This is a genomic window from Paenibacillus sp. EC2-1 (genome assembly GCF_049311625.1).
In the GTDB taxonomy this organism is placed as follows: Bacteria; Bacillota; Bacilli; order Paenibacillales; family Paenibacillaceae; genus Paenibacillus_AQ.
Map to the genome: position 1 here is coordinate 180,753 of NZ_CP186006.1, position 9,248 is coordinate 190,000.

Annotated in this window: 9 protein-coding genes and 1 other RNA gene (1 of these 10 only partly in view); all 10 read left to right on the top strand. The window is 44.4% G+C overall.

All coding sequences use genetic code 11. The features are described from left to right. Positions 1-97: 97 nt before the first annotated feature. Positions 98-481 (top strand): response regulator, encoded by a 384-nt coding sequence (locus ACK8P5_RS00965; protein ID WP_422659154.1) that lies wholly within the window; start codon positions 98-100, stop codon positions 479-481. Between the two features lie 168 nt (positions 482-649). Next, complete coding sequence (gene fba, locus ACK8P5_RS00970; protein WP_422659155.1) at positions 650-1,504, top strand: class II fructose-1,6-bisphosphate aldolase; 855 nt, start codon at positions 650-652, stop codon at positions 1,502-1,504. 266 nt (positions 1,505-1,770) lie between these two features. Beyond that, a complete protein-coding gene (locus ACK8P5_RS00975) occupies positions 1,771-3,030 on the top strand; it encodes a UDP-N-acetylglucosamine 1-carboxyvinyltransferase (RefSeq protein WP_422659156.1) in 1,260 nt (419 codons plus the stop codon). Between the two features lie 186 nt (positions 3,031-3,216). Beyond that, entirely contained in the window at positions 3,217-4,542 is a 1,326-nt protein-coding gene (gene rho, locus ACK8P5_RS00980; RefSeq protein ID WP_422659157.1) for a transcription termination factor Rho, read from the top strand. 39 nt (positions 4,543-4,581) lie between these two features. Then, positions 4,582-5,859 (top strand): radical SAM protein, encoded by a 1,278-nt coding sequence (locus tag ACK8P5_RS00985; RefSeq protein WP_422659158.1) that lies wholly within the window; start codon positions 4,582-4,584, stop codon positions 5,857-5,859. Between the two features lie 263 nt (positions 5,860-6,122). After that, complete coding sequence (gene rpmE, locus ACK8P5_RS00990; RefSeq protein ID WP_422659159.1) at positions 6,123-6,320, top strand: 50S ribosomal protein L31; 198 nt, start codon at positions 6,123-6,125, stop codon at positions 6,318-6,320. A gap of 126 nt (positions 6,321-6,446) precedes the next feature. After that, an RNA gene (gene ffs / locus ACK8P5_RS00995) (signal recognition particle sRNA large type) lies at positions 6,447-6,713 on the top strand. A gap of 348 nt (positions 6,714-7,061) precedes the next feature. Next, entirely contained in the window at positions 7,062-8,789 is a 1,728-nt protein-coding gene (gene dnaX / locus ACK8P5_RS01000; RefSeq protein WP_422659160.1) for a DNA polymerase III subunit gamma/tau, read from the top strand. 39 nt (positions 8,790-8,828) lie between these two features. Continuing rightward, a complete protein-coding gene (locus tag ACK8P5_RS01005; protein WP_422659161.1) occupies positions 8,829-9,140 on the top strand; it encodes a YbaB/EbfC family nucleoid-associated protein in 312 nt (103 codons plus the stop codon). 27 nt (positions 9,141-9,167) lie between these two features. After that, positions 9,168-9,248: the beginning of a recombination mediator RecR gene (gene recR / locus ACK8P5_RS01010; RefSeq protein ID WP_422659162.1), read on the top strand. The gene runs 516 nt beyond the window's last position; the window shows 81 of its 597 coding nt (coding positions 1-81); it begins with the start codon at positions 9,168-9,170; the stop codon falls past the right edge of the window.

The following is a 9,248-nucleotide window of genomic DNA, read 5'->3' on the forward strand; positions in this document are numbered from 1 at the left end:
GTTAACGGGCGAATACAAGTAATGTTCAGTTAAAGTGCACATAGGAACGATGACTTCGTTTGATATATAACGCTGATCAATGATGGGAGGTTGTAAAATGGACAATCATAAGGTGTTAATTGTAGATGACCAGAATGGGATTCGAATTTTGCTTATGGAGGTTTTTAGTAGCGAAGGTTATGAGACGTTTCAGGCTGCTAACGGCAAGATTGCATTGGACATTGTAAAGAAGAATGAGCCAGATCTGGTACTGCTGGATATGAAGATACCGGGTATGGATGGTCTTGAAATTTTGAAGCACATTAAACAGATGAATCCGGACATTAAAGTGATTATGATGACGGCTTATGGTGAACTGGATATGATTAAGGAAGCTACAGATCTCGGGGCGCTCATGCATTTTACTAAGCCTTTTGATATCGATGAAATGAGACTGGCTGTCAACATGCAACTCAAGAATAAAACGAATACATGCAGCTAAGTAAAGAATTCTGCATTCAAGCAGAATTCTTTTTTTTCGCCGGTGTGAGAAACGAAGTAGCTTTTTCCTAATTGCTTGTTTAGTATTTATTATGCGATGTGGTATAATACTATCGTATTAGAACGTCGGCTATATACTTAGACATAAACGACTATAGGAGGATGGACCATGCCATTAGTATCTATGAAGGACATGTTGAACAAAGCTCTTGAAGGAAAGTACGCAGTAGGTCAATACAACATCAATAACCTTGAGTGGACGCATGCGATTCTTGAAGCGGCAGAACAAGAGAAGTCGCCAGTAATTCTTGGTGTATCTGAGGGTGCAGCACGTTACATGGGCGGTTTTAATACGGTTGTTAAAATGGTAGAAGGCCTTATTGAAGACCTGAAAATCACTGTACCTGTTGCTATCCACCTCGACCATGGTTCAAGCGTCGAGAAATGTAAGGAAGCTATCGATGCAGGATTTACTTCTGTTATGATCGACGATTCCCACAGCCCAATTGACACAAACATTGAAACGACTAAGCAAGTTGTTGAGTATGCACATGCTAAAGGCGTTTCTGTTGAAGCTGAAGTTGGAATGGTTGGCGGTCAAGAAGATGACGTTGTTGGTGATGTTATGTATGCGAAGCTTGATGACTGCGTACGTATCGTTAACGAGACTGGTATCGACACACTTGCTCCTGCGCTTGGTTCTGTTCATGGACCTTACAAAGGCGAGCCTAACCTCGGCTTCAAAGAAATGGAAGAGATTTGTAATGCTGTTAGCCTTCCACTCGTTCTTCATGGTGGTACAGGTATCCCAACACATGACATTAAGAAAGCCATTTCCCTTGGTACTTCCAAGATTAACGTGAATACTGAGAATCAGATTGAGTTCTCTAAAGTTGTTCGTGAAGTATTGGCTGAGAAGCCTGAAGCTTACGATCCACGTGTATTCTTGAAGCCAGGTCGTGAAGCAATTAAACAAACAGTTATCGGTAAAATGCGTGAGTTCGGTTCCAGTAACCAAGCTTAATATTTTTGCTGTGCGCCTTATTGGTGCTGCAAATTAACATTGATTCAACATAAATGCGGACAGCCCTCTAGAGGGCTGTCCACTTCCATAGTTTTGGAATGGAGGACACACACCGCTAAGCCGGTGTTTTTCCATTTTTAAATGAAGGAACGAAAGATCAACTTTTTCTTATGAATTCATAATGACTTTACGCTTGTGATACACCCAAAATGCCGCCAGTAAGAATATTTTTGGCTGCGAAGTGATGTAGGGGGACCCTTAAGCTTATGGAAAAATTGATGATTAGCGGTGGACGCCCACTGCAGGGTACCGTGACAATCAGTGGTGCCAAAAACAGTGCAATTGCATTAATACCCGCAGCAATATTAGCGGAAACGGAAGTTGTATTAGATAATTTGCCGCTATTAAGTGATGTGGCTGTGTATGCAGAAATACTGGAAGAGCTAGGCGGGAAAGTTTCATGGGAAGGTTCTCAGATGAGAATTGATCCTTCCGAAATTAAATCTATTCCAATGCCTAATGGATCTGTCAAGAAATTACGTGCTTCCTATTATATGATGGGTGCTATGCTCGGAAGATTTAAAGAAGCTGTGATTGGATTACCGGGTGGATGTAACTTTGAACCACGTCCCATTGACCAACATATTAAGGGTTTTGAAGCGCTTGGAGCTACCGTGACCAATGAACATGGTGCGATTCACCTGCATGCGAAAGAGCTGCGGGGAGCGAAGATATACCTTGATGTGAGCAGTGTTGGGGCGACAATTAACATTATGCTGGCGGCTGCCAAGGCCAAAGGCTCTACAATTATAGAAAATGCGGCGAAAGAGCCTGAAATCATAGATGTTGCTACTTTGTTAAATTCCATGGGTGCAGTCATTAAGGGCGCAGGTACGGAAACGATTCGTATCGAGGGCGTTACTTCAATGCATGGCTGTCGCCATTCTATTATTCCTGACCGAATTCAGGCTGGGACTTATATGATCGCTGCTGCGGCTACCCGCGGTGATGTTGTGATTGATAATGTAATTCCGAAACACCTAGAAGCTCTTACGGCCAAGCTCATTGAGATGGGTGTAGGAATTGAAGAGCTAGATGAGAGTATCCGAGTTATCGGTAAAGAGCGTTACGAGCATGTTGATGTAAAAGCGCTGATTTATCCTGGGTTTGCGACCGATCTTCAATCACCGATGACGAGTTTGCTTACACAGGCGGAAGGCGTTAGTGTACTTAGTGACTTTGTATATAGTAATCGATTCAAGCATGTACCTGAATTGGTACGTATGGGTGCCAAAATTCGTGTTGAAGGTCGATCAGCCATTATTGAAGGTGGCAAGCTAAATGCAGCTAAAGTAAAAGCTACTGATCTTCGTGCAGGTGCAGCGCTAGTTATAGCTGGATTGACCGTTTCAGAAGGTATTACCGAAGTTAGCGGTGTGGAATTCATTGACCGTGGGTATGATCATTTAGTGACCAATCTACGGCTTCTAGGCGCTGATGTCTGGCGCGAAACGGTAGATGAATAGAATAGGGTAACCATCAGAGGGAGAGAGCCGAACTTTTTTGTGAGTAGCTTAAATAAAGTTCCTTAATTTGCATATCTCCCTTTGAATTGGGTAATCCTATTCCTAGTAAAGCAATCATAGATTTATAGACTTACAATGGCTGTGAAAGCCTTACTCAGAATCAAAAATTGAATAGGTGGTTATTGAATGGATTTACAAATTTCCGATTTGGAAGGTATGAAGCTAACAGATCTGTATAAATTGGCTAAAAAGTATCAGATACCTTACTACGGTCAGTTGAAGAAGAAGGAGCTTATTTTTGCTATTCTTCGCGCTCAAGCTGAACAAAGCGGCCTGATGTTTATGGAAGGTGTGCTTGAAGTTTTATCAGAAGGATACGGCTTTTTGAGGCCGATCAACTATCTTCCTAGTACCGAGGATATTTATATTTCTGCATCCCAGATTCGTAAATTCGATCTGAGAACAGGAGACTTAGTATCCGGCAAATGTAGAACACCAAAAGAGAATGAACGTTATTTTGGTCTATTGCAAGTCAATGCCGTCAATGGTGAGAACCCTGCCGTTGCAGCGGAACGTTTGCACTTTCCGGCGCTGACTCCTCTTTATCCGCAAGATAAACTAGTGTTAGAAACATCCCCTAATCAGTTGTCTACTCGTATTATGGATCTTCTTGCTCCTGTAGGTTTAGGACAACGCGGTTTGATCGTAGCTCCGCCGAAAGCGGGGAAGACGCTCCTCCTAAAAGAAATTGCCAACAGTATCTCAACAAATCATCCCGAAATTGAACTATTTGTTCTACTCATCGACGAACGTCCGGAAGAAGTAACCGATATGCAGCGCTCTGTAAAGGGTGAAGTGGTTGCATCTACATTTGATGAGTTGCCTGAGAATCATATTAAGGTTGCTGAACTGGTTCTGGAACGCGCTCTTCGCTTGGTAGAGCATAAGAAGGATGTTGTTATATTGCTGGATAGCATTACACGATTGGCACGTGCATATAACCTAGTTATTCCTCCTTCCGGTAGAACACTTAGTGGTGGTATCGACCCGGCGGCATTCCACCGTCCTAAACGTTTTTTTGGCGCAGCGCGTAACGTGGAAGAAGGCGGAAGTCTGACGATTTTAGCAACCGCACTGGTTGATACAGGTTCACGTATGGACGATATCATTTATGAAGAGTTCAAGGGAACGGGTAACATGGAATTACATCTGGACCGTAGATTTGCAGAGCGTCGTATCTTCCCAGCGATTGATATTCGTCGTTCAGGAACTCGCCGCGAAGAAGTGCTTCTTAATAAAGAAGAGCTTGATACCATTTGGGCTATCCGTAAAAATATGAATGACTCCGCTGATTTTGTAGAAGGTTTCCTCAAAAAAATGCGCGATAGCAAGACAAATGCTGAATTCCTTGCATCATTTGATGTCAATGGAAGCAACAACACATCGACACCGAGCCAACCTGCAAGACGCACCTCGCGTTCTTCTTCGACGGCTCCGGCGACACAAGCCTGAGTACCAGGTTAAGAATCAAGCTTAGAATAGGAGAACGACATGTATTTGGTTTATGCAGATGAGCAAGGAAATGTATATGATCATTCCGAACTGTATGGGCTTGCCCGCAGTGGTGATATGATTGTTGAGATATTAGAAGATGAATTGATCCCTCTACCGGAAGGCGCTACTCTTGTAGGACTGCCGAACACCCGGGCGATCGGAATGGATCCGGAAACGGGCGAGATGAAGGCACTACCAGGGAATGAGACGGCTGTCGGTGCTCTTTTGCCCCAAGGATATACACGCCTTTGTCTTCCTGGGTATGTAAAAACAGATAAAGAGTACAAACTACCGCTGTTTGGATACTCTGCTGTTGTGTGGAAGGATGGAGTCTTTTATACTGCTGCGCGTTTAACAGATGATCCTGAGAAATGGAATCCAGTCAATTGCGACCTGACTGAACTCGAGTTGGGTGTGAAGAAACTGACTGAGAAATATCCAGAGAACCGGCTGTATGAACACCTTTCTAACTGTGCGTTGGGTTATGAATGCTTGACGGCATCCAATACGTTCTTGAATCGCTGGGAAGGTGCTGTACCGGTATCTTATTCTTGTAATGCAGGCTGTTTTGGATGTATCTCAGAGCAACCGGATGATAGTGGGTTTGTAGCTCCTCAGACTCGGATGAACTTCCGTCCTCGTACAGAGGAGTTGGTACAGATTATGCTTGAGCATCTGAAGACTCCTGAATCGATTATTAGTTTTGGACAGGGCTGTGAAGGAGAACCCTCCACACAAGCGAAGATTATAATTGAGGCTATGCGCGAGGTTCGATCGATTACCGACATGGGGTACATTAATATCAATACGAATGCGGGTCTAACCGATCATATTCGGGGAATCGTGGATGCTGGTCTTGATTTGATGCGCGTAAGTACCATTAGTGCGCTTGACGATCATTATAATGCGTATTACAAGCCGCGTGGATATAATCTAGCTAACGTGGAGAAATCACTTCGGTATGCGACCGATCAAGGTGTGTATACATCCATTAACTATCTGATCTTCCCAGGTGTAACAGATCGTGAAGAAGAGCTAGAGGCAATGATAGAGTTCGCACGTCGTACGGGGCTTCGTCTGATTCAGCTTCGGAATTTGAATATTGATCCTGAAAGTTATTTCGACCTTATTCCACCAGCCCGAGGTGAAATTCTTGGCATGAAACAAGCCATTGAGATTATGCAAGAAGAGCTGCCAGATGTAGTTATTGGCTCTTATACGCATGTACCACCTGCAGGGATGGCTCGTCCGAAGAAAAAGCCGACCGTTATATAAATTAATAGTAGTATGATAAGAATAACTAAGAACTTATTAAGGGATCTTAGGGTTAAGCTTAATAATAAGTTGTGATGTACTGATTAGTGCGATATCTTAAAGAACTCCGTAAAGAACTTCGATGAGGTTAGGAGTATTCTGTACTTCAGTCGTTGTTTTCAGCTGGGCTATTGCACAAATAAAATGCACATGATATACTTTTTTTATGTGTCCAATTACTCTGAGTCCGCATGAGGCTCAGGGCGGAAAGAGGTGAAAGTCTAATGAGACAAGATATTCAACCGAAATATCACGTTACTACGGTAACTTGCGCTTGCGGTAACACGTTCGAAACAGGTTCTGTAAAGCCGGACCTTCGCGTGGAGGTTTGCTCCAACTGCCATCCATTCTTCACAGGTAAACAGAAGTTCCTGGATGCTGGCGGTCGTGTTGATAGATTTAAAAAGAAATACGGTATCTAATAATCAGACCCTTCGCCTTGTGCGAAGGGTTTTTGATTTATATTTTATAAATAAAATCGGTTTGCTTGATCGCCAACTTCTTCCGCTGGTTGCAATTTGGACATGCATACGATATACTTAATTTTACCGTGCTAGACGGGGAGGTAGCGGTGCCCTGTAACTCGCAATCCGCTGTAGCGAGGTTGAATTCCTATTAGAGGTATTGTCGATGTGAGGCTGGTCCCTGCGCTCGATGTTGACGGTTGGGTCTTCCGCAATGAGCACTTGTGAACCTGGTCAGGTCCGGAAGGAAGCAGCCATAAGCAAGTTCGCTTTTGTGCCGGAAGGTAGCCTAGCCCGAGTTGTTGCTCAGGATTGCCGCTCGGATCGCAATTATCAATAATAGGTGCACGGTAACTTATACCGAACACTCAAGCATCTCTGTCGACTGACAGGGGTGCTTTTTTAATGAATTAAGCCATGTACAAGTGAAGCCTTGTGCTTGGCTTAATTTTTTATTACAGGTTTACCTCGCGAATTATTATCTTATTATTTTCACAGCAAACGTTTTGCTGGGCTGGGGAAATTAGTATAGAATGTAGTATAATGAGTAAGTCGTTAATTGACGTAGTTGTACTGATTAAAAACCGCTTTTTTGTACAAAGTTTTATATTGTGATATGAGTAAGCAAATACTTTCTTATATCCTAAACTATGCGGCTTGAAAGCCGTGGAAGTGGAAGTTGAAAGAGGGTAAAGCAGAGTGGAACATATTGCGTTATATCGTGCCTGGAGACCCCAGTCGTTCCGTGACATGGTGGGGCAGCGGCATATTATCCAGACCCTGCAGAACGCGATCCGTGAGCAGCGAGTCTCCCATGCCTACCTGTTCAGCGGTCCCCGGGGTACAGGTAAGACAAGTGCCGCTAAGATTTTAGCCAAAGCCGTGAACTGCGAAAATGGACCGACAGATGAACCCTGCAACGAGTGTGAGGCGTGTCGCCGGATTACATCCGGTGCGGTTATGGACGTTCAGGAGATTGACGCAGCATCGAACCGTGGTGTTGAGGAAATCCGGGACCTACGGGAAAAGGTTAAATATGCGCCTACTGAGGTTCGTCGCAAGGTTTACATTATTGATGAAGTACACATGCTCACAACGGAGGCCTTCAACGCGCTATTGAAGACGTTAGAGGAGCCACCAGCGCATGTCATGTTTATATTGGCAACAACCGAGCCGCATAAATTACCGGCTACGATCATCTCACGCTGTCAGCGATTCGACTTCAGACGTGTTTCTCTAGAGGAACAGAGTGAACGACTAGAACGCATATGTTCAGAAGAAGGAATAAGCGCTGAGCATGAAGCTTTGCAGTATATCGCTCGGTTATCAGATGGCGGAATGCGTGATGCACTCAGTATTTTAGATCAGATTGCATCCTTTACCGGAGGTAAGGTGACCTATCAACAGGTTATGGACATGACCGGAGGCATTCCCTCGGAGCAGTTTAGTCGTCTGGCAGCAGCTTTAAAGCAGGGTGATGCAGGACTTGTGCTGCAGATGGTAGAACAATTTATGCAGGAGGGCAAAAGTGCCGACAAATGCATGGAGAACCTTTTGTATTATTTCCGTGATCTACTCATGATCAAAATGGTTCCTAATGCTGACAAGTTGACGGAGCGTGTATTAAATTCTGCTGATTTCACGGAGATGGCTGAGGCCTTCTCCAGGGAAGAGCTTTTTAAGATGATTGATACCCTGAATCGCTATCAAAGCGAGATGAAATACGCTTCGCAACCCCAGACATTGTTTGAGGTAGCCTTACTTAAATTGTGTGGTATACCACAAGGTAACGGTGGAGTGACTTCATATGGTGCAGTTGCAGGTGCCGCGGATGAGGGAGAATTGACCCGACTAAAGCAGCAGGTGGCTACACTAGAGAAAAAACTCGAGCGTATAATGCAAAAGGGTGTACCCGCAGCAGATGGACGCGATACTTCCAAACCGGCACCCCGTGCCCCTGCTCCAAAAATGGCCTCAACGGCCAAAAAACCGCAGCAGATGGAACAGTATGTAGCAGCGAGAACAGGAGAAGCATTCCAGAACGTACAGCGTCAATGGGCCCAGATCCTTCAGAATGTAAAGGAAGAGAAGGTTACAGTGCACGCTTGGTTTATGGATGGGGAACCTGTTTCTGTCTGGGAAGATAATGTCCTTGTTGCATTTAAGAATAATATTCACCGAGAAACGACTGAGAAGCCTGCTAATAAACAGGTGATCGAGGGAGTGCTAGAGTCTCAGCTTGGTAGTCCGTATCATTTGGTTACGATGATGCTGCGTGATTGGAGTGACGCCGTTGAAGGCGCCGGTAAGCCACCCGCAGAGGAATTAAAGCTGGAGCATGAAGAGGCCGAAGCCGGTGGAGAGAAGCCATGGATTGATGAGGCAATCCAATTGTTTGGAGAAGACCTCGTTGTCATAAAAGATTAGCACGTATTACCGTGCATTCCACAAAGGAGAGATGAACCCATGAATAATATGAACCAAATGATGAAGCAAGTTAAAAAGATGCAGGAGCAAATGCTGAAAGCTCAGGAAGAACTCGCAACCAAATCAGTAGAAGGTACTTCTGGTGGCGGTGTAGTTACAGTACAAGTTAGTGGTCATAAGCAAGTTATATCCATCAACATTAAGCCTGAAGCTGTAGATCCGGATGATGTTGAAATGCTACAGGATCTCGTTATGACAGCAGTGAATGATGCGCTTGCCAAAGCTGAAGAACTTGCTAACTCCGATATGGGTAAATTTACGGGCGGTATGAAAATTCCGGGCTTGTTCTAATATATAGGCAGAAGGAGTAGTTTGCATTTGTACTATCCCGAACCGATCGCGAAGCTGATCGATGCATTTACAAGGTTGCCGGGTGTGGGGCCAAAAACGGCTGCCCGC

Coding starts and splice junctions, on each gene's coding strand:
- ACK8P5_RS01005 (WP_422659161.1), top strand. CDS start 8,829: ATGAATAATATGAACCAAATGATGAAGCAAGTTAAAAAGATGCAGGAG.
- rpmE (WP_422659159.1), top strand. CDS start 6,123: ATGAGACAAGATATTCAACCGAAATATCACGTTACTACGGTAACTTGC.
- ACK8P5_RS00975 (WP_422659156.1), top strand. CDS start 1,771: ATGGAAAAATTGATGATTAGCGGTGGACGCCCACTGCAGGGTACCGTG.
- fba (WP_422659155.1), top strand. CDS start 650: ATGCCATTAGTATCTATGAAGGACATGTTGAACAAAGCTCTTGAAGGA.
- rho (WP_422659157.1), top strand. CDS start 3,217: ATGGATTTACAAATTTCCGATTTGGAAGGTATGAAGCTAACAGATCTG.
- ACK8P5_RS00965 (WP_422659154.1), top strand. CDS start 98: ATGGACAATCATAAGGTGTTAATTGTAGATGACCAGAATGGGATTCGA.
- ACK8P5_RS00985 (WP_422659158.1), top strand. CDS start 4,582: ATGTATTTGGTTTATGCAGATGAGCAAGGAAATGTATATGATCATTCC.